The 21,075-nt window shown below is 70.3% G+C and carries 14 protein-coding genes; 13 read left to right on the top strand and 1 reads right to left on the bottom strand.

The annotated features are described in order from the left end of the window. Positions 1 to 4: 4 nt before the first annotated feature. The 12 genes from ACFWN2_RS01025 (at position 5) to ACFWN2_RS01080 (ending at position 19,247) form a co-directional block, all read left to right on the top strand. Positions 5 to 268 carry an acyl carrier protein gene (locus ACFWN2_RS01025; protein WP_382424042.1) on the top strand — a complete coding sequence of 88 codons (264 nt, stop codon included), beginning with the start codon at positions 5 to 7 and terminating at the stop codon, positions 266 to 268. Between the two features lie 404 nt (positions 269 to 672). Then, positions 673 to 978, top strand: coding sequence for a 3-oxoacyl-[acyl-carrier-protein] synthase III C-terminal domain-containing protein (locus tag ACFWN2_RS01030; protein WP_382424043.1), 306 nt, complete (start codon positions 673 to 675; stop codon positions 976 to 978). After that, positions 971 to 1,591, top strand: coding sequence for a hypothetical protein (locus tag ACFWN2_RS01035; RefSeq protein WP_382424044.1), 621 nt, complete (start codon positions 971 to 973; stop codon positions 1,589 to 1,591). The genes ACFWN2_RS01030 and ACFWN2_RS01035 overlap by 8 nt, the downstream gene beginning before the upstream one ends. Positions 1,592 to 1,696: 105 nt before the next feature. Continuing rightward, positions 1,697 to 2,965, top strand: a complete 1,269-nt coding sequence (locus ACFWN2_RS01040) for an MATE family efflux transporter (RefSeq protein WP_382424045.1) — start codon at positions 1,697 to 1,699, stop codon at positions 2,963 to 2,965. A 432-nt stretch (positions 2,966 to 3,397) separates the two neighbouring features. Further along, entirely contained in the window at positions 3,398 to 4,927 is a 1,530-nt protein-coding gene (locus ACFWN2_RS01045; RefSeq protein ID WP_382424046.1) for a methyltransferase, read from the top strand. After that, complete coding sequence (locus ACFWN2_RS01050; protein ID WP_382424047.1) at positions 4,924 to 10,587, top strand: alpha/beta fold hydrolase; 5,664 nt, start codon at positions 4,924 to 4,926, stop codon at positions 10,585 to 10,587. The genes ACFWN2_RS01045 and ACFWN2_RS01050 overlap by 4 nt, the downstream gene beginning before the upstream one ends. Then, positions 10,584 to 12,227 (top strand): hypothetical protein, encoded by a 1,644-nt coding sequence (locus tag ACFWN2_RS01055; protein WP_382424048.1) that lies wholly within the window; start codon positions 10,584 to 10,586, stop codon positions 12,225 to 12,227. Before ACFWN2_RS01050 ends, ACFWN2_RS01055 begins: the two co-directional genes overlap by 4 nt. Before the next feature lie 209 nt (positions 12,228 to 12,436). After that, positions 12,437 to 13,459 carry a methyltransferase gene (locus tag ACFWN2_RS01060; RefSeq protein ID WP_382424049.1) on the top strand — a complete coding sequence of 341 codons (1,023 nt, stop codon included), beginning with the start codon at positions 12,437 to 12,439 and terminating at the stop codon, positions 13,457 to 13,459. A gap of 153 nt (positions 13,460 to 13,612) precedes the next feature. Next, the gene (locus ACFWN2_RS01065; RefSeq protein ID WP_382424050.1) at positions 13,613 to 14,647 is read left to right on the top strand and encodes a Rieske 2Fe-2S domain-containing protein; all 1,035 of its coding nucleotides are present in this window, start codon (positions 13,613 to 13,615) and stop codon (positions 14,645 to 14,647) included. Between the two features lie 135 nt (positions 14,648 to 14,782). Continuing rightward, positions 14,783 to 17,896 carry a hypothetical protein gene (locus ACFWN2_RS01070; protein ID WP_382424051.1) on the top strand — a complete coding sequence of 1,038 codons (3,114 nt, stop codon included), beginning with the start codon at positions 14,783 to 14,785 and terminating at the stop codon, positions 17,894 to 17,896. 417 nt (positions 17,897 to 18,313) lie between these two features. Next, complete coding sequence (locus tag ACFWN2_RS01075; RefSeq protein WP_382424052.1) at positions 18,314 to 18,631, top strand: ArsR/SmtB family transcription factor; 318 nt, start codon at positions 18,314 to 18,316, stop codon at positions 18,629 to 18,631. Beyond that, positions 18,624 to 19,247: a cation transporter gene (locus ACFWN2_RS01080; RefSeq protein WP_382424053.1), complete on the top strand. Its 624-nt coding sequence runs from the start codon at positions 18,624 to 18,626 to the stop codon at positions 19,245 to 19,247. The genes ACFWN2_RS01075 and ACFWN2_RS01080 overlap by 8 nt, the downstream gene beginning before the upstream one ends. On the opposite strand, the gene ACFWN2_RS01085 is transcribed toward ACFWN2_RS01080, so the two are convergent. Beyond that, positions 19,204 to 19,857, bottom strand: a complete 654-nt coding sequence (locus ACFWN2_RS01085) for a methyltransferase domain-containing protein (protein ID WP_382424054.1) — start codon at positions 19,855 to 19,857, stop codon at positions 19,204 to 19,206. The two genes, ACFWN2_RS01080 and ACFWN2_RS01085, sit on opposite strands and share 44 nt — an antisense overlap. Positions 19,858 to 19,903: 46 nt before the next feature. Between ACFWN2_RS01085 and ACFWN2_RS01090 the strand changes: the two genes are divergently transcribed. After that, positions 19,904 to 21,061, top strand: a complete 1,158-nt coding sequence (locus ACFWN2_RS01090; RefSeq protein WP_382424055.1) for a glycosyltransferase — start codon at positions 19,904 to 19,906, stop codon at positions 21,059 to 21,061. Positions 21,062 to 21,075 lie beyond the last annotated feature (14 nt).

Here is a 21,075-nt window from a genome sequence, read left to right on the forward strand (position 1 = left end):
TTCCATGCTTCGCGCCGCCGCTCTGGCCCACGTGGCGAACGCAGTCGCCGCTGTGCTGAACCGCGAGCCCCAGCCGTTGAACGAGCAGGACAGGCTGTTCGACGATCTCGCTCTCGATTCCATGACCATCATGGAGCTCCTGCTCGCGCTGGAGGACGAGGCCTCGATCGGCATCGACCCCGACGAGCTGGGCGTGGGGGTGTTCGACACGGTGGGCACCCTGACGAGTTACGTCGAGTCGAAGCTCGCATCGTCCGTGACGACGTGAGCTCCGCGAAGTCAGGTGGGGCACGATGATGGCGGGCATCGGGTTGTCCCGGCTCGCGATCTCCGTTCCCGAGCACGTGGACCGGGTCGAGGACGTGCTTCGCGACAGCGGCGCCGGCGACCACGAGGTCCGCATGTTCACCAGACTGTTCAAGCTGCTCCACAGTCCTTCGTGGGCTCCTGAGGAGAACATCGACGGTCTGCTGGTGGACGTCGGTCGTGAGGCTCTGGCCGGAGAACGTGCTGACCTGGTGCTGTACGCGCACTCGTTGCAGACGCAGGAGACGAACCTCCGGCCCGGGTTCGCGCAGCGCCTGCTCGAAGGACTCGGGCTCGGGACGGTGCCGTTCTTCGGCATTTCCGGGCTCGCCTGCACTTCGGTGCTCCGAGCCGTGGACCTCGCTCGTGACTACCTTCGAACCCGTCCGCAGCATCGCGGTCGCGAACGTGGACTGGGTCATGCCTCACCTCGTGAACGCCTTGGCGTGGAAGCTGTTCAGCGAGCAGTCAGGCATTCCACACGAGCGGTTCCACCTGGATCTTCTCGCCCCGCAGGGACACGTGTTCGGCTTGGACGCGCTGACCTCGCTCGAACACGCCGACCGCCTGGGGAAGCTGCGGCCGGGCGACCGATGCGCGTTGCTGGCTGTCGGGCAGGGTGCGTACGTCCACGCGCTCCTCGTCGAGGTGGTGGACAACGGAAGTGGCTGACCTCTACGTCGAAGCGATCGCCTCGGCCGTCGTGCGCGCACCTGTCTTCCGCACGCGGGACGAGTTCACGGGCGACCCGATGCTCAGCGACATCGCCGATGCCTTGGAGTACCTGACCGAAAGCCGGGGCGGCTCCCCGGCGCACCTGCGCTTCTTGCCGGACGAGTCCGCCAACGACGTGGCGGCACTGGCACTGGACCGCATCGGGACTCCGCCGGGACCTCATCCTCTCCGTGTTTCCCGGTCGGGAGGCGAGGTCGACCCGGTCGTCGCGTTCCTGCCGACCTTGCTGCGGGAACGCGACTGGTTCACCGAGTCGCTGGTGTTGACGCACCTGGAGGATCTCATCGGCACCGCGGTGTGGGAGTTCCTCAGCTGGTCCGCAGGACCGGAAGGCGTGACTGTTCTGATGGTGGACCAGCCGACCATCGCTGTCGTCGACGACCAGCCGGAAGCGTTGACCGCGGTCGCCCTGCGCGTCGCGACCCGGTGGGGGGACGAAGGTGTCTGCGTGGGGCACAGGAACTCCCCCCGACAAGGCGGCGAACCGGTTCGAGGGACGCCGTGGCTGCGATTCGTGGCTCGCGTTCGCAACGGCCGTGTCAGCGGGTGAGGTCCGTGCGGGAGAGACCGCTCTGCTGTACACGCACGGCGTCACGCAGCAGGGCTGGGTAGTGCTCGAGGTCGGGCAACCGCCGGCCTCGCGGGAGTGACCGGGGTGGTCACCACGATTCCGGTTGACCCGGTGGCCAAGCCGGGACTGGTCCTGACCGCGCAGGTCGTGCTGCTGTCGAGTTCGCCGTTGCTGACCATCGCGCTGATCGGGCGGATGCCCGTCGACGCGATGCACGTGCGCGGTCTCTACCAACCAGTGACGTTCGTCCTGTTCGCGGTGGTCATCGGCCTCGGCACCACCGCACAGGTCGCTACGGCGAGGGCGGTGGGTTCAGGTGAGCGCCAACAGGTGCGCGGGATCCTGACCAGCCTGCTCCGAACCGGTGTGCTGGTCTCGCTCGGGTTGACCGTCGCCTGCCTGTGCCTCGTGCCCTTCGTCGATCACCGGTTGCTGGCGCTGATCGGTGCGATGACCATGACGGTGCCGTTCTCTGTTGCGGGGGAACTGACGTCGGGTGCGTTGCTGGGTGCGGGTTTCACGGGAGTCAGCACGGCGGTGGCGGCCGCTCACGTCGTGCTCCACGGCGCAGTGGTCGCCGTCGTCGGACTGGGCTTGGGTGCAGGGCTGGTCTCGCTCCCGATCGCGGCGGTGGTGGCGGGAGGAATGGAGTTCCTGGCAGGCGCTCTGTTGTTGAGGCGCAGGGGACTGCTGGCCGGATCAGCGGTGAGCGTGTCCATGAGGCCGTTGCTCCTGCAGGTCGGACTGCCTTCGGCGGGAACGTTGCTGGTGCTGTTCGGCGTCACGCTGGTGCTCGTCGTGATCGTGACCCCGTTCGGTCCGGCCGCGATCACAGCTGTGGCCGTGGGGGCGGTGGTGGAGGAACTGGTGCTCGCACCGGCATTCGGCTTCGGCATCATGATGGGAAGCCTGATGAACCGTGCGCTCGCCGCCGGTGAACGCGAGCGGGCGTGGTCGGTCTTCCGCCGAGGTACGGCGCTGGCCGCTGCTGCCTACGCCGTGCTCGCACTGGCGATGCTCCTGGTGGGACAGTGGCTGGCGCCGTTAGTGACGAGTGATCCCGCCACGAGCGCGGCCGTCGAGCACTGCTTGGGCATCGTGGGTCCCTCTCTGGGTGCCGCCGGGATCACGGTCACCATGCTCACAGTCGTGCAGCAGCTCGGCTTCGGCGCGCTACCTCTGCTGCTGAACGTGTTGCACTACGTCACGGTGCTTTCTGTCGGCGCGGCGTTGATCGCGCACGGCTCGCTCGCCGCTCTGTACTGGACGATCTCCCTCGCCGCCGTGGTGAGCGCCGCGGCAGGCGTTCCGCTGGCCTGGTGGATCACCCGCCGGGCGGTCTTCCGGCGATGATCTTCTGCCCGGAAGGTCCGCCCCTCGCGCGACGGCCGGTTGCCGGAAGGGGCAGGATCCCGCGTACTCGCGTCCCACTTCTCCTGGACGCCCGCCCTCGGTCGAAGCGGCCTGCCTAATCTGCCCTGGTTTCTTGACAGGAGTCCGCGTCGGGTGGAGGAGTTCATGTCGCTGGGGAAGGACGAGGTAGCAGAACGTTTCGGAGCTGGTGGGATCCCGTCTGCGGCTCGACTGTCCGTCCGGGATCGAGAAGAGCTCCTGCCGCTTCGGCAGATCTGGACGACCGGCTTGCACCCGGCCGATCGCAGGGCGTTCGACAGTGCCGTGAAACTGGTGCGAGACGCCGACGTCGGCAATGTTCTGGCTGGTGTGGCTTCTCGTCTGGATCGGCGGGAACGCGAGTCCTTCGCGTCCTGTTGCGACGTTTCACACGTGGCGGTACTCGTCTTCCCCCGCTCGGCCGGCAAGGCCCTCGCCGAGATGCGGGCGCGAGGACTGACCGTGGACGAACCCGTTCCCAGTGTCGTCGTCCGCGATCGGCTGGCACGGCGGTACGGACTGCCGGCGCAGGCGTTGGACGTCGGCATCCTCCAGGTTTCGGCGGGCGTTGATGACCGGTTCGTGGAAGTGTTCCTGCTGGAGGTCGGTGCGGACACGGATCTCGTCGCGCTCGCCGAGCAGGAACGGTTGCAGCGCAACGAGTCTCATGTGGCCCTGGACGTGCGTTCGCCGAGTGAGGTGGTGCTGGCCGGGTTGCGGAGCATTCTGCTCGACCAGGCGGCGCTGGTGGCCGATGGCGGGGGATACAACAACTTCGAGGACTGCACCGTCCTGTACTTCCGCGATCCCGATCGCACGGGCCGGCGGTTGGAGATCCGGGCCCGCGGGTACTGGCCCGGGGTGCTCGCGGGCCATTCGCCCTCGTCCGCCGTGGACGACGTGGACGACGTGGCCAAGCGGCTGTTGACGTTGATGACCGGTGCCTGGGCCACCCAGGCGATCGCGGTGGCCGCCGAGCTCGGCCTCGCCGACGAGCTCACGACCGTCAGAGCCACGCCGGTGGAGGAACTGGCCACGCGGCTGGCCGTCAGCCGGGACGGGCTCACCCGGCTGCTGCGGTACCTCGCGTCGCTGGGACTGGTCGAGCGACGCGGTGACGCCTACGTGCTGACGCCGCTGGGGGAGCCGCTGCGGAAGGTCGCGCGTCACTCGTTGCGGCCCCTGGCGTTGATGTACGGCAGGCCGTTCTACGACTCCTTCGCCATGCTGGGACATTCGGTCCGCACGGGGGAGGACGGGTTCGCGGAGATGTTCGGAGAGGGGCACTTCGACCACTTCGCGGCACGTCCAGGCCTGGCGGAGATGTTCGACGCCTCGATGGCCGCCAGCTCCTCGATGCTCGAAGTGGCCGCGGAGGCCGCGGACTTCGCCGGCGCCCGAGTCGTCGTGGACGTCGGAGGGGGCAACGGCGAACTGCTGAGCCAGGTCCTGACGCGCCGGCCACACGTGCTCGGCGTCCTGGTGGAACGCGAGCACGTGCTGAAGCGGGCCGAGCAACGACTCCTCCGCGCCGGACTCGCCGGTCGGTGCGAGTTCGTCGCGGGTGACTTCACCGAGTTCGTGCCGCCGGGTGGGGACGTGTACCTGCTCTCCCGCGTTCTGCACGACTGGGACGACGAGCGGTGCCTCACGATCCTGCGCCGGTGCGCGGCGAGCATGGACGCCGGAGGGCGGTTGCTGATCGTGGAACGGCTGTTGAGCGAGAACGGGCGGCCGTCGCTCGCGGACGCGTGGGACCTGCACATGCTGTGCAACGTGGGCGGGCGGGAACGAACGGCATCCCACTACGGGCAACTGCTGGACGCTGCCGGGTTCGTGCTCACCGAGGTGTCCGGTCTGCCACTCGACGGCAGTCTGCTGCACGCCCGCAGGACCACCGCACCGAACGGAGCGCGAGCGTGACCCTCTCCACGGCCGACTACCTCGTCGACGTCCCCGCTGACCCGGCGGACCACCGGAGTCTCCCGCAGGTGTTCGAGGCGGCGGTGCGAGCTCACGGTGACGCCACCGCCGTCCGGACGGCGGACGGCACGCGGTGGACGTGGAACCAGTGGCGCGCCGACTCACGGGCGTTGGCCGCGGGCCTGCAGGGGCTGGGCATCGGCACCGGCGACGTGGTCGGGGTGCACCTGCCGAACTCGTGGGAGTTCCTCGTGGTGCACGTCGCGGTCGCCGAGCTCGGCGCCGTGATGCTGCCCCTGCACATGGCGTACGGCGACGCGGACCTGATCTCCCTGGCGCGGCAGGCCGGGGCGCGGATGCTGTTCGTGCCGGCCGCGAACCGGGCTCGTCCGTCCGATGTGGAGTCGGTGGAGCACGTCGTGGTGGTCGGTGGCGCGGAGGGCGAAGCGAGCGGCCGGATCTCCTTCGGTTCACTGGTCCGCGACCACGGCGACGATCTCTTCACGCCCGCGCCGGACCCCGGGCTCCCGTTCGTGGTCCTGCCGTCTTCCGGCACGACCTCGGGCCGTCCCAAACTGTGCCTGCACAGCCACGGCGCTCTGCTGTCCAACGCAGCACGGGTGGCGGACGAGGGCGAGACCCGCAGTGACGACGTCCTGCTGAGCGCCAGCCCGTTCACCCACCTGTTCGGCCTGTTGTCGGTGCACCTTTCGTTGCTCACCGGTGGCAGCCTTGCCCTGCTGCCGAAGTGGGATGTGGAGGCGTGCCACGACCTGGCGGCTCGAAGCGGGGGGAGCGTGTTGTTCGCCGTTCCCGCGCAGCTGCGCGACCTGACACGACGGCTGGCCGGTGGCGAAGCCCGGTCGTTGCGGTTGCGCGAGGTGCGGACCGGCGGTGCGGCCGTGCCCGGCTCCCTGGTGGCCGACGTCCGGCGGCTGACCGGGGCGAGCACCATCGTGCAGTGGGGCATGTCGGAACTCGGCGCGGGTACCGCGACCCGGCACGACGACCCGCCCGAGATCGCGGCGACCACGATCGGCCGGCCGTTCCGCGGCAGCGAAGCCCGTGTCGTGGACGAGTCCGGCCGGGCTCGTCCGCACGGTGAGGTCGGGGAACTGCAGTACCGGGGCCCGAACCTGTTCCGGGGCTACCTGGGTGATCCGGAGACCACCAGGGCGGCGATCACCGAGGACGGCTGGCTGCGCACGGGTGACCGCGCCCGCCTGCACGCCGACGGCACCCTCGGCTACGCGGGGCGGGACGCCGAGGTGATCAACGTCGGCGGGCTGAAGTTCAGCGCCTCCGAGGTCGAGGTCCTCCTCAGCGACCTGCCGCAACTCGCCGCGGTGGCGGTCGGGAGCCGTCAGGACGACAGGCTCGGGCAGTACCCGTGCGTGGTCGTGACCCTCCGTCCCGGCGAGACCACCGACCTGGCCACCATCCGGGCTCACCTCCTCGCGAAGAGCACGGCCGAGTACAAGCTGCCGGTCGAACTGGTCGTGGTGGACGACCTTCCGCTCACCCCCACCGGCAAGATCTCGCGCGGCGGCCTGACCTCGCTGCTCGACCGGGACACGCCGAAGCCGGTGAGCCGGTGGAAGGACGGCCTGCCGGCGCTGGGGGAGGCCGAACGACGGCGTGCGGCGCGGACCCTGGTCGGCGAACGGCTCGGCGAGCTGTTCCCGGACCTCGCCGTGGACGACGACACCGACACCTTCCGCAAGCTCGGAGTGACGTCACTGGGCGCGGTGCGGCTCGCGGTGGACCTGGCGAGCGCCACCGGGTTGCCGGTGGCGACGACCGTGCTCTTCGACCACCCGACACCGGACGCGCTGGCGCGGCACCTGGCGGATCTCGCGAGCCGGGAGGCGAAACCACCCGGCGACGCAGCGGGCGAAACCGTTGCCGGCGGCGGATTCGGGGACGACGATCCGATCGTCCTCATCGGAATGGGGTGCCGGTTCCCCGGCGGCGTGCGGTCTCCCGAGGACCTGTGGAGGTTGCTGTCGAACGGCGGCGAGACGGCCGGGCCGTTCCCGGAGGACCGGGGCTGGGACCTCGACCGGCTTCGGCATCCTGACCACCGCCACCCGGGCCGTTCCACCACCCACCTCGGTCACTTCCTGGAGGGCGCCGACCAGTTCGACGCGAGCTTCTTCGGCCTGTCGCCGCGCGAGGCACTCGCGATGGATCCGCAGCAGAGGGTGTTGCTGGAGACCAGCTGGGAGGCACTCGAACGAGCGGGTCTCGACCCGGCGGCCCTGCGCGGGTCCGACACCGGTGTGTTCGTCGGCCAGATGGCGTCCGACTACGGGCCGAGGGTGAACGAGGCCCCCGAGCTCTTCGACGGCCTGATGCTCACCGGGAACGCGGGCAGCGTCGCGTCCGGGCGGATCTCCTACACCCTGGGGCTGACCGGTCCGGCGTTGACCGTCGACACCGCCTGCTCGTCCTCGCTGGTGGCAGTCCACCTGGCCGTTCAGGCGCTGCGGCGGGGCGAGTGTTCGTTGGCGCTGGCGTGCGGAGCGACGGTGATGACCACGCCGGCGTCCTTCGTGGACTTCAGCCGCCAGGGCGCGCTCGCCGAGGACGGCCGGTGCAAGGCGTTCGCCGCGAACGCGGACGGCGCTGCCTGGGCGGAGGGCGTCGGGGTGCTGGTGCTGGAGCGGCGGTCCCTGGCCGTTCGGCACGGGCACCGGATCCTGGCCGTGATCGCCGGTTCCGCCGTGAACCAGGACGGCGCGAGCAACGGTCTGACCGCTCCCAACGGACTCGCCCAGCAACGCATGCTGCGCGCGGCTCTGGCGGACGCGGGTCTGTCGGCCGGTCAGATCGACGTCGTGGAGGCCCACGGCACCGGTACCCCGCTGGGTGACCGGATCGAAGCCGCGGCGCTGCACGCCGTGTTCGGCACGGACCGGGAGGCCGGCAGGCCCCTGCGGCTGGGGTCGGTGAAGTCGAACCTCGGGCACGCGCAGGCCGCCGCGGGCATGGCGGGAATCATCAAGACCGCGATGGCGCTCAGGCACGGCCAGATGCCTCGCACGCTGCACGTCGGCTCGCCGGACCTGCCTGATCTGGAGGGTGACGCCATCAAGCTGCTGGTGGAACCCGTGCCGTGGTCTCGATCCGGCCGCGTGCGCCACGCCGGGGTGTCGGCGTTCGGGATCAGCGGCACCAACGCCCACGTGATCCTCCGGGAACCACCCGCCGAGGAGAACGCGGACCACGCGGTCGCCTCCGCGCCTGCGCTCGTCCTGTCCGCACGAAGCGCCACCGCGCTGCGGGATCTGGCCGCGGCACTGGTGCCGGTCGCCGAGAGCGCGGGGCCGGCGCGGGTGGCGTCGGCGGTGGGCTCGGCCAGGACCTCGTTCGAGCACCGCGCGGTCGTCGTGCCGCGGCAAGCCGACGGGCTGGTGGCGGGGCTGCGTTCCGTCGCGGCCGGGACGGCGTCCGCCGACGTCGTCACCGGGCGGGCGCGCTCCGGGGGACGGACCGTCTTCGTGTTCCCGGGACAAGGCACGCAATGGGCGGGAATGGCAGCGGACCTGCTGGACGAGTCGGACGTCTTCGAGAAAGCCCTGACGGCGTGCGAAGACGCGCTGGCGGTGCACGTCGACTGGTCTGTGCGGGGCGTGCTGCGCGGCGAGGGCGGACAGCCGTCGCTGGACCGGGTGGACGTCGTCCAGCCCGTCCTCTTCGCGGTGATGGTGGCGCTGGCGGAGACGTGGCGTTCGGCAGGGGTGCGGCCGGACGCCGTCGTCGGGCACAGCCAGGGCGAGATCGCGGCCGCGCACGTGGCGGGCGCACTGTCGCTGGAGGACGCGGTGATGGTCGTCGCTCGTCGCGCGCGTGCGGTGAGCGAGCTGGCCGGCGGGCGGATGGCGGCGATCGCTCTGCCACGCACCGAGGTCGAGGGCCACCTGGCTCGTTTCACGGGGAGTCTGTCGGTGGCGGCGGCGAACGGTCCCTCGTCGACCGTGGTGTCCGGGAACGCCGACGCGGTCACCGAGTTCGCGCACCGGCTGTCCGCTCGTGGTGCGCGGACGAAACTCCTCGACGTCGACTACGCATCGCACTGCGACGAGGTCTCCGTCATCGAACGTCGTCTCGCACGGGACCTCGCGGGGACACGGCCGATGTCCGCGGCAGTGCCGTTCTACTCGACCGTCGTGCCCGGTCCGTTCGACACGACGGGCCTGACGGCCGGGTACTGGTACCGGAACCTGCGCCGGCCGGTCGAGCTGAACGCCACCGTGGACGAGCTGCTCCTGGCCGGTCACACCGACTTCGTCGAGATCAGTCCGCACCCGGTGCTGCTCCAGCCGATCGCGGAGGCGGCGGAGGCGGCGGGCCGGCGCGCGAACGTCATGGGCACGTTGCGTCGCGACGAGGGCGGGCAACGCCGATTCCTGTTGTCCTTGGCCGAGGCGTACGCGCACGGCGTCGCGGTGGACTGGACGACGGTGTTCACCGAGAAGGCGCCGCAGGACGTCGACCTGCCATCCTACCCGTTCCAGCGGGCGAGGTACTGGCTGCCGACCGCTTCCGCCGATCGTCCCGCCACCGCCGTCCGGCAGGAGGTGGAGCCCGCAGCCGCGCCGAGCAGCGAGGCCGCGCTCCTGGACCTGGTCCGGAACCAGGTCGCGGCGGTGCTCGGAGGTGCCGAGGTCGGCCCGGACGACGAGTTCGTCCCGCTCGGCGCGACGTCGTTGACGGCCGTCGAGCTGCGCAACGCGCTCGCGACGGCGCTGGACGTCTCGCTGCCCGCCGGTGTGGTGTTCGACCACGGCACACCCCGCGCTCTCACCGCGCATCTGTGGCACCTCCTGCGCGAGGGCGATCCTCCACAGGAGACGCTGACCGGTCTCTACCGGCACGCGTGCCGGACGGGGAACGGCGTGGCGGCCGTCGAGCTGATCAGCGCCGCGTCCCGGCTCCGGCGGACGTTCGGGGCCGCACGGGCCCGCGATCACGCTCCCGAACCGGTGCGGCTGAACAGGCCCGGGTCGTCGCCGGTCCTGGTCTGCTTCCCCTCGCTGGTCCCGGCAGGAGGACCGCACGAGTACCGCGCGCTCGCCACCGCGGTGCGGGACCGGCTGGACGTGATCTGCCTGCCCCAGCCGGGATTCGCTCCGGGCGAGCCGCTTCCCGAGGACCTCGACGCCCTGGTCGCCGCTCACACCGCCACGCTCGAACGACTCACCACGACCGCACCTGTGATCCTTTGTGGACATTCCTCCGGCGGGTGGGTGGCGCACACCGTCGCAGCACGGCTGGCCGGAGCGGCCGGGCTGGTGCTGCTGGACAGCTACTGGCCCGACGACCACCTCCACGCCGCGTTGCCGGGACTTCTCACCGGGATCGCGGCAAGTGGGCAGGTCGCCGACGAGTTCGGAACCGAGCACCACCGCCTGACCGCGGCAGGGGCCTACCTGCGCCTGCTGAACGGCTGGCGGCCGGCACCCGTGCCGACGCCCACGCTGCTGGTACGGGCCCGCGAGCCGCTCGGCGTGGCCATGACCCCGTGGCAACTGCCGCACACCGCCCGCGACGTTCCGGGCGACCACTTCACGATGCTCACCGAACACGCCGGCGCGGTGGCCGAGGCGATGTCCGCGTGGTCCTACGACACAACAGGAGCAGACGCGCACCGATGACCACCTCACCGTCCGACCGGCTCGCCGACCTGTTCGCCGGCCTGAACCTCGACCAGGACGACCCGGCGGCGCCCTACCTCGGTCTGCGACGACTGCAGTCCGGACTGGGCGTGACCCGGCCCCTGCTGACCGACGTGGCCTGCCTGCGGTCTGTGCTGGAGCTCAGCGCCATGACCGATCCGCGGCTCTTCTTCGCCATGCTGCTGCACCACTGCGTCGCCATCGGTGCCGCTCTGGACCACGGCGCGGCCGAGCGGGACGTGGACGATCTGGTGTCGGCGCGATGGATCGGCGCCGCGCTGATGAACGAACTGGGCCACGGCAACAGCTCGTCGCGGATCCGCACCGAGGCGGAGTACGACCCGGTGACGCGCGAGTTCGTCCTGACCACACCGGGGCCGGAGGCGGCCAAACATCCGGCCGCCGTGGCACTTCCCGGGTTCGCCCGCCTGGGCGTCGTGAGCGCGCGGCTGCTGGTCGGCGGGCAGGACCGCGGCACCTCGCTGTTCCTGGTGGCGCTGAGCGACGAGGACGGGCCGAGCGAAGGGGTGACGATCACCCCGTACGACGGAGCCGCGCCGGTGCCGATGGACTTCGCGTCGATCCGGTTCGACGGGGTCAGGGTGCCGTTCGAGCGCTGGCTGTCCGACGGAGCCTCCATCGACGCCGACGGCACGTACGTCGATCCGCTGGGCGATCCCCGCGCACGGAGCCTGCGCGGGGTGAGCATGGGCCGCTTCACGTGGGGTGGGAGCTCGACGGGCGTGGCGGCGGTGGCCCGCGCGAGCGCGGCGATCGCGCTCACCAGAGTGCGGCACCGCCGGACGCTGGACCTGCTGGGCGGCGAGGTCGTCGCCCTCGACCACCTCAGCACGCAGCGCCTGGTGTTCGGCGCCCTCGCCGCCGCGCTCACCGCCACCGTCGTCGCCAGGGACCTGTCGGAGAGGTGCTGGCAGATCTCACCCGCCGGTGGCCTCGGCACCGGGCCGTCCGCAAGCGACCTGCGGGCGATGTCGCTGGGCAAGGTCACCGCCAGCGTCCTCGCCGACAGCGCGGTGGCGCGGGCCAGATCGGCCTGCGGTGCGTCCAGCTTCTTGCCGCAGCACAGGTTGATCGGCTACCACGCGCTCACCGGGGTCTTCCAGTCCGCGAGTGGTGACAACAGGCTGTACCTCCTGAACGCGGCGTGGTCCATGGCGACCGGATCGGACTACGAACCCCCGGACGACACCGGTGACGACGACTGGATCTCCCTGCTCCGAGCCAGGGAACGGCTGTTGCACGCGGAACTCACCGCGGACCTGACCCCCTCGTTCGAGGTGTGGAACGAGCGAACCGAACTCGCCCAACGGTTCGCTGAGGCCCACAGCGCCCGTGTGAGCGCGGAATTGCTGTACGCGGAGTGGCACCCGAGTCCGTTGCTGATGGACCTCTACGAGCTTCGTTGTCTTGAGCTCGTGTCGGCTGACGCGGGCTGGTTCCTCGCCCACGACCTGGTGTCCGCGGCGGACGTCCTCGCGTTCCCCGCCCACGTCAACGCCATCTGCCGAGGTCTGGTCCCGCGCGCCGACGAGTTGCTCGTCCTCCTGGAGATTCCCGCCGGGCTTCTCGGCACGACGGGATTCCTGCGGGGCACGTGAGATCGTTCGACGGGTTCCCGGTTTCCCTCGTTCTGATGTCCGGCGGGGCAGAAGGTCCTGCTCCTCGGACCGGCACCGGCGTGTGCGGCCGATGATGTGGTCTCGTCAAAGCGAATGACCGCACCAAGCCTCGCGTTTCGCGAGCCGACGAGTTCCGAGTGGACGTTCGATCGATCCACATAGGACATCACTGACGATGGAGAGCTGCCATGGGCGATCACGACGTCGCGATCACTCCCGAGAGTTCGACGGTCTACCTGTTCGCGGAAGCGATGGGGTACCTGAGGACCGCCTGTCTGCGCGCGGTGGCGCAGCTCGGTGTGGCGGACCACCTCGGTGACGAACCCCGGCCGGTGGAGGAACTGGCCGAGGCGACCGGCACCGACCCGGACTTCCTGCGCCGGGTGCTGCGGTTGCTCGCGACCAGGAACATCTTCCGGCAGGAGCAGGACGGGCGGTTCTCCCTGCTGCCGCTCGGACAGGGGCTGCGCACGGACTCGCGGTCGTCCGCGCGCTGGGGCGTCGTCATGAGCGCGATGAACACGCACTGGAACAGCGCGTTCGGGCTCGTCGAAGGCATGCGGACGGGCAAGCCCGCGTTCGACGAGCTGTACGGCACACCCTTCTTCGACCACATCACGAGCGACCGGGAGGCGGGCGCCGAGTTCCACCGGGGCATGGACAGCTTCTCCGGCGCGGCCCGCAGGCTCGCGCTGGAGGCCTACGACTTCCCGTCCACCGGCACGGTCGTGGACGTCGGTGGCGGCCACGGCGGTTTCCTGCGCGACGTCCTGTTGCGCCACCCCGGTCTGAACGGCGTGCTGCTCGACCAGGCGCACGTGTTGCCCGGCGCGTCACCCGAGGACGTCGATCCGCAGCGGTGGACGGAGATCGCCGGTGACTTCTTCGTGGACGTGCCCGAGGGCGGCGATGTCTACGTCCTGTCGTACGTCCTGCACGACTGGAGCGACGACGAGTGCGTGCGACTCCTGAGGAACTGCCGCGAGTCGATGGCGCCCGGTGCGCGGATCGCCGTGTTCGACGCCATCGTGGAACCGGGCAACGAGCCCGACGACGCGAAACTCCTCGACCTCGTCATGATGATGCTCGTGCCCGGCAGGGAACGCACGGCGGAGGAGGTCGCAGACCTGCTGCGGCAGGCGGACCTCAAGCTCGATCGCGTCGTGGCCACGGAAGGGCCGCTGTCCGTCGTCGAGGCGACAGCCGCCTGACTGGCACATCACGCTCACCAGCGGTCTTCTTGCCCGTCGGGGCAGAATCGCGGGACGGATTGCCAGAGCGGTCGGCGGACTCCGCGATCGCGACGAGCCGAATGCGAAAGTTCGGAGGCTGAGCAGACGGAATCCTCGTTGTGGGAGGCGTCAATGACAGTCCGGTTCCCCTTCCCGTCGTACCCGTCCGGCTGGTACCGGGTTTCGAGCAGCAAGGACCTGATGCCGGGCAAGCGCCGGACGGTCCACTACTTCGGCCGTGACATGGTGTTGTTCCGCGCCAAGTCCGGCGGGGTGAGCGTCTTCGACGCCTACTGCCCGCACATGGGTGCCCATCTCGGGCTGGGGCGCGTCCGGGAGGACAACCTGGAGTGCGCTTTCCACGGCTGGAAGTTCGACGCCACCGGTTCCTGCGTCGAGGTTCCCGGCGGCAGGAGGATCCCGCCGAAGGCGAAGCTGAGGACCTGGCCGGCCCGAGAGGTCAACGGCCAGATCCTCGTGTACCACCACCCCGAGGGCGAGCCGCCGTCCTGGGAGGTGCCGGAGTTCCCCGAGAGCAGCGATCCGCAGTGGACCGGCTTCGGTCGCGGCCAGCGGTGGGAGATCAGGACGACCCCGCAGGAGCTGGCTGAGAACGGCGTGGACATGACGCACTTCTCGTACCTGCACCACAAGCAGTTCCGGTTCAACGAGAGCCTGTCGGTGGAGACCGACGGACCCTTCTTCATCCACCGCACCTTCCAGTCCTTCAACGTGTTCCAGCTGGCCCGCAAGCTCGTCGGGGCGGAGATCGCGGGCCCGCTCGACGTGCACATGTACGGACTTGGCGTCGTCTGCAACCGCATCTCGGTCGACGCGAAGGTCAGGCTGAGCTACACCTACGTCTTCTACCTCACCCCGGTCGAACCCGAGGTGCTGGAGATGACCGGGGTCATCTCGGTCAAGCGCTCCAGCGGACGGTTGTTCACGTACTTCCTCGGGCGCAAGGGGATGCACGAGGGGAACCGGACGCTGAAGGAGGACAAGCGGATCCTCGACAGCAAGATCCACCTGCCCCGACCGCACCTGGCCGAGGGGGACGGTCCGATCATGCGGTTCCGGCGCTGGGCGGGGCAGTTCTACACCGGCGAGGAGTCTCCTGGCAGACGCGGAACGCAGGACACCGCGACTCCGGTGGCGGGCACCTGACAGAGCCTCGTCACCACCGGCGCAGCCGGGGGATGCCTGCGTTCTCCGCACGTCTCGCGCTTGTCGAACGTGTTCAGCTGGGCCTCAGCCGCGTGCCGTTGACGGTCGTCGTCCGCGTTGCGGGATGATCGACGTGTGGACCACGCGGACGACCGGGAGCAGGACGCGCTTCCGTCCGTCTCGAACACGGTGTCCGGTGCCGTCACCGGGAACGTGACGCAGATCGGTTCGATCACCGGAAACGTGCACTTCGGCGACGTGCACGTGTGGCAGGGCGAACCGGCGAGGTCGCGCTACCGGGAGGTGGTGCGCCGCCTCGCCCCGGCCACGCTGGCCGACCGCGAGGCGGAGCTCGCCGAGCTGGCCGGCTTCTGCACCGCCGAGGTGACGCCCACCGCCTTCCGGTGGTGGCGTGCCCCGGCGTGGGCGGGCAAGTCGGCGCTGATGGCGACGTTCGTGCTGGCCCCGCCGCCGGGCGTGCGGATCGTCTCGTTCTTCGTGACCGCCCGGCTGGCGGGGCAGAGCGACAGGTCCGCGTTCCTCGACAGCACCCTCGAACAGCTCGCCGCCCTGCTCGGACGCGGCACACCGCCGCCGGTCAACCGGGAGGCACACTTCCTGGGCCTGTTCACCGAGGCCGCACGGTGGTGTGCCGATCAGGGCGAGCGGCTCGTGCTGCTGGTCGACGGTCTGGACGAGGACCGCGGCGTCACCGGCACCGACTTCCACAGCATCGCCGCTCTGCTCCCGCCGGAACCGCCGCACGGTGCACGGATGATCGTCTCGGGCCGTCCCCACCCGCCCGTCCCCGACGACGTGCCCGACGCGCATCCGTTGCGCGACCCGGAGATCGTGCGGACGCTCGCTCCGTCCGAGCGCGCCCGCGTCGTCGCGATGGACATGCGTCGCGAGCTGGACCGGCTGATCAGCGGCCCGCAGGTAGACCAGGACCTCGTCGGGTTGCTCGTCGCGTCCGGCGGCGGGCTGACCGCAGCCGACTTCGCCGAACTGATCGCGGACCCTGGGTGGCCGTCCTGGCGCGTCCAGGAACACCTGCACAGCGTCGCGGGTCGCAGCTTCGCCCCGCTGGCCGGTGCCTACCTCCTCGGTCACGAGGAACTGGCCGTGACGGCGGCCGCCCGCGTCGGCGAGCAGCGGTTGAGCGCGTACAGGAACCGGTTGCACGCATGGGCCGACACCTACCGCGAACGCGGGTGGCCCGCTGAGACACCTGTCCACCTGTTGCAGGCGTACCACCGGGTGCTGCTCGGGGCTCAGGACGTCGAACGGCTGGTCGGGCTGGTCAGCGATCGCGCCCGGCACGAACGCATGGCCGAGACGTTCGGCGGGCACCACTCGGCCATCACCGAGATCACCGCGGCGCAACGACTTCTGCTCTCCGGTGATCCGGTCGACCTGCCGGCGATGGTGCTGCTCAACGTGCGCCGGCACTTCCTGGCGAGCCAGGACGCCACGATCCCGCACACCCTGCCCATGGCCTGGGCGGCGGTGGGTGAGGTCGACCGGGCCAGGTCCCTCGCGCGGTCGATGACCGAGGACTGGGAACGGCAGGTCACCCTGGTCGAGGTCGCGACCGTGCTCGGCGTCGAACATCCCCGCTGCTCACAACTGCTGGACGACGTGGAACAGATCGCGGCTGAGGGTGGTGAACACTCGACCGTGCAGCTGGTCGGTGTGCTCGCATCGTGGGGCTTCCTCGACCGGGCCCGCGTCCTCGTGCGTTCTCTCATCGCCGAGCACGACGTGGAAACGCAGCTCGTGCAGCTCGTCAGGGCGATGACCAGGGCGGGGGACCTCGACCAGGCGGAGTCGTTGCTCGAGCTCGTCGGCACCTCGGTACCACGGCCGGAGCTGCCCAGGATCTCGCTGCTGAAGCACCCGCCGACCCGGGAACAGGTGAAGGCGGGTCTCCTCGCCGACCTGGTGGTCGCGTTGGTCCGGCGTGGCGAACTGGACCGGGCGAGGGCGATCAGCGCCCGGATCGGCGACCCGCTCCACCGGCGCCTCGCGGTGGCCGTCCTCATCGGGGCCTCGCCGCCGGAGGAGGGCGGACGGCTGCACGACGAGGCGCAGACGACACAGGACGACAGCGACCCGGCCAGGGCCCGTGCGGGTGCGGTTGTGTGCACGGCGGCCACGGGTGCCTACGACCTCGCTGTCTCGCAATGGAAGGAACTACCCGCACCACTGCAAGCGGAGGTGCACACCGCGCTGATCGACCAGTGTCCGACCCATGTCGCTGTGGAGTTGGCGCTGGAAGCGGACGCGCTCCACACCGGCGCGCTGCTCGCACGTATCGGGAGCACGCTCGAGCCCGGCCTGGAGCTCGCGTGGGTCGCGGAAACGGCGTTGGAGCACCTCAGCAACGACTTCGCCAGGATGTCGCCGCGTGCCCAGTACGGACTCCGGGACCTGTTGCCGCTGTTCGAGCGCACCGGCCCGCACTCCATGGCTGAGCTAGAGGACATCGTGGACTGCATGCCGGACGTCGAGGTCCGCCACGACGTGTTCGCGCTGCTGGCCGAGGCGGCGGTCAGGCGAGGCGATCTCACCGATGCCCGCCGGCTGTTGCTGGAACTGGTCGAGCTCTTCACCGTCGACCAGGTCCTCGAATCGTCGATCCCCGACCTGCCACCGCACGCCGACTTCGACGAGGCGGAAGAGCTGGTCAGGTCGCTGGAGGAGATCGCGTACCCGCTGGCGGGGCTGGCGGTCAGCGCCGCCAGAGCCGGCCACACCGACCGAGCGCGGCGTCTCGCCACCGCTGCGGAGGACGTCGTCCGCACCCGCAGGGCCAGGCCCCTGTACCGCTGGCTCTCCTACCTGGTGCCGACGATCCGCAGCAGGCGCCGCGCCGCACTGGTCGCCGAACATGCGATCGCGGCGCTGGCGGCACAGACGACCGTGGACTTCGTGCAGGAGAACGCGACCGCGTCGCGCCTGATCGACGCCACGAGGGCGCTGGGCCGACCCGATCTCACCGCACGTGTCCTGCACGCGCTCGGTGATCCACTCGACGCGCCTGATCTGTTCACGGTCGCGCTGCATCGAATCGGCGCCCGGCTTCGTCGATCCCGACCCTCCATCGCGCCCGTTCCCGCGCGGCAGATCGCCGAACGGCTGCTGGAAGACGAATGGACCGAGCACATCGCTTCCATCGCCGCACTCCATCCCGACCTGCCTGAGCGCGTCCACGACCTCGTCCTCGACCTGGCCGAGTCCCGCTGACCCCCCAGATCATCAGGAAGTCGTCCACGCGTAGAGCCGTGGTGCCGGCGAGGTGGAACTGGCGCATCACGGCGGCGTTCGCCGGACCGCTGCCGCGAACGCGACCAGGATTCCCGCAGCGGCGCCGGACTGGGAGCGTGCTGGGACCTGCTCCCACCTGCGCTGTCCTGTGGAAATCGCATCTCCGCGTTTCCATTTTCGCTTAAGGGACTATCAAGCCTTCCCCAAATGAGATGCGGTCTTCGTCGTACGGTCCCTAACCTCGATCCATGAGGCTTGTGCTCTGGATCACACTCGCCGGCGCCTGTGCGCTGAGCGGTGACCACGTGCTCGCAGCCGTCATGGCGATGCTCATCGTCGGCTGCGCGACTGACCGCGTGCGCTGAACTGTTCAGCCCTCGCTGTACAGTTCAATTTGTGCTGACCTGTGAAACGAGGGAAGCGGCCCTGACCCGCCTCGGCCGCGCGCTCGCGGACCCGACGCGGTGCCGCATCCTGATCACCCTGCTCGACGGTCCCGGCTATCCGGCTCAGCTCGCTGAGAAGTTGGGGCTGAGCAGGTCGAACGTGTCCAACCACCTGTCGTGCCTGCGCGGCTGCGGCTTGGTCGTAGCGGCCTATCAGGGGCGGCAGGTGCGCTACGAGCTGGCTGATCCGCACCTGAAGCGCGCGATCAGCGAGCTCGTGGACGTCGTGCTGGCCGTCGAACCTGGACCGGACTGCGCCGATGAGTGACGCCTGCTGCGCGCCCGTCTTGGACGAGCGCAAGGTCGTGCTGCGGCGGCGGGTGCGGATGTTCGTCGCCGCCACGATCACCTACAACGTCGTCGAGGCGGTCATCGCGCTTGCGGCCGGCACTGTTGCGGGGTCCACGGCGCTCATCGGGTTCGGGCTGGACTCCGTGATCGAGGTGGCGTCGGCGACGGCTGTGGCCTGGCAGTTCGCCGGGCGTGATCCTGAGAAGCGCGAACGCGCGGCGCTCAGGGTGATCGCGCTGTCGTTCTTCGCGCTGGCCGCGTACGTGTCGGTCGAGTCCGTGCTGTCGTTGGTGCAGGGCGAACGGGCCGGGCACTCGTCGGTGGGCATCGTGCTCGCCGCGGTCTCGCTGCTCGTCATGCCCTGGCTGTCCTACGCGCAGCGCAGGGCCGGTCGTGAGCTCGGGTCGGCCAGTGCGGTGGCGGACTCGAAGCAGACGTTGTTGTGCACCTACCTGTCCGGCGTGCTGCTGGTCGGGCTCGTGGTCAACAGCCTGTTCGGCTGGTGGTGGGCGGACCCGCTGGCGGCGCTGGTGATCGCGGCGGTGGCGGTCAAGGAAGGTCGTGAGGCGTGGCGGGGGCACCACTGCTGCTGACCGGTTTGCGGGCGACGAGCCGTTCGACGACGCCGAGCTTGAAGCGCTCCCGTTGCTCCACGGCCAGGCCGCGCGCTTCGACCAGGTGCAGCGGGCGGCGCAGGAAGTGCTCGCCCGCCATCGGCACGGTGATCCGCTCCAGCAGCCACTGCAGACCCCGTGTCAGGTGCCCAGAACCGGCCACGTGGTCCAGGAGGATCAGCCGTCCGCCCGGCCGCAGCACCCTGACCATCTCGGACACCGCGGTCTCGTGGTCGGGGATCGCGCAGAGTCCGAGCGTGCAGACCACGGTGTCGAACGACGCGTCGGCGAACGGCAGGGCGTGCGCTGTGCCCTGCCGCAACGTCACCTCGCGGTCCAGGTCCCGGGCGCGCGACCGGGCCAGGTCGAGCATCCGAGAGCTCAGGTCCAGGCCGGTGACCACGGCGGAAGCCGGATAGTGCGGCAGGTTCAGGCCGGTGCCGACGGCGACCTCCAGCACCTCGCCGGTCGCCTGGGAGCACGCCCACTCGCGGGAGTCGCCGAAGACGCGGCGGTCCAGCACGCCGATCTCCCGGTCGTAGGTCGCCGACTTGCGGTCCCAGTAGTTCTGCCACCGCGCTTGGTCCATGGCGAACAGCGAAGCATTCGCGGCCGGTGTGCGCGAGGATCTGGGCGTGCGAGTCGTCGTTGTCTCCGGGGGCGATCCCGGTCATGTCGTGCCTGCCATCGCGTTGTGCCTGAGGTTCGCCGAGGCCGGTGACACGCCGGTCCTGCTCACCGGCGACCGCTGGGTCGACGCGGCCAGGTCCGAGGGGATCACGGCGTCGCGCGTTCCCGGGTTGTCGTTGGGGGACCTGAAGGACGCGCCGGACCTCGGGCTCGCGCTGCACGACCAGGCCGGCGAACTGGCGTTGGCGCTCGTGCCGCAACTCACCGCCCTGGAACCGGACCTGGTGGTGTGCGATGTTCTGGCGCTGGGTGCGGGCATGGCCGCCGAACTCGTTGGTGTTCCGTGGGTTCAGCTTTCGCCGCACCCGCTTTACGAGCCGTCGAAGTGGCTTCCGCCGATGGGCAGCGGACTCGAACCCGGGACCGGGGTGCGCGGCCGGCTGCGCGACGCGGTCTTACGGGCGTTCACGGCCCGTTCGCTGCGGCAGGGTGAGAAGCAGCGAGCCGTTGTGCGGCAACGGATCGGGCTTGCCGGCGAAGCGCCCGGACCGGCGGCGCGGTTGATCGCCACGCTGCCCGCGCTGGAGGTGCCGCGTCCGGACTGGCCACGTGACGCGCACGTCGTCGGGCCGCTGCTGTGGGAGGCGAGCCGGGAGACGCTGAGCCCGCCGCCCGGCGACGCGCCGCTGGTGATGATCGCCCCGTCGACGGCGTGGACCGGGGCGCGGGGCATGGCCGAGATGACGCTGGAAGCGTTGCAGGACAAGGCTGTGCGAGCCGTGGTGTCCACTTTCGCGCCCGCGCCGGACGGGCTGCCCGAGTGGGCGCGGTCGGGACCGGGCAAGCAGGACGAGCTGCTGCGCCAGGCCTCGGTGCTGGTGTGCGGTGGTGGGCACGGGATGCTCGTCAAGGCGTTGCGCGCCGCCGTTCCCGTCGTGGTGGTGCCGGGTGGTGGCGACCAGTGGGAGATGGCCAGCCGGGTCGCGCGGCAGGGGAGCGGGCTCGTCGTCCGCCCGTCCACTGTGGAGGGTCTGCGGGACGCCGTGACGCGGGTGCTCGACGATCCCGGATTCGGCCAAATGGCGGCTCGCGCGGCGGCCACGATCGCCGATGTTCGATGTCCTGTGCAGGTGTGTCGGACTATGTTGGGTCTTGCGCGTTGAGAGCGCTCTCAGTT

The organism is Lentzea sp. NPDC058436, from assembly GCF_042721515.1.
Lineage (GTDB): Bacteria > Actinomycetota > Actinomycetes > Mycobacteriales > Pseudonocardiaceae > Lentzea.

Bases quoted from the DNA above. Each gene is read 5' to 3' on its own strand.
- ACFWN2_RS01060 (WP_382424049.1), top strand. From the start codon at position 12,437: ATGGGCGATCACGACGTCGCGATCACTCCCGAGAGTTCGACGGTCTAC.
- ACFWN2_RS01085 (WP_382424054.1), bottom strand. From the start codon at position 19,857: ATGGACCAAGCGCGGTGGCAGAACTACTGGGACCGCAAGTCGGCGACC.
- ACFWN2_RS01065 (WP_382424050.1), top strand. From the start codon at position 13,613: ATGACAGTCCGGTTCCCCTTCCCGTCGTACCCGTCCGGCTGGTACCGG.
- ACFWN2_RS01025 (WP_382424042.1), top strand. From the start codon at position 5: ATGCTTCGCGCCGCCGCTCTGGCCCACGTGGCGAACGCAGTCGCCGCT.
- ACFWN2_RS01080 (WP_382424053.1), top strand. From the start codon at position 18,624: ATGAGTGACGCCTGCTGCGCGCCCGTCTTGGACGAGCGCAAGGTCGTG.
- ACFWN2_RS01055 (WP_382424048.1), top strand. From the start codon at position 10,584: ATGACCACCTCACCGTCCGACCGGCTCGCCGACCTGTTCGCCGGCCTG.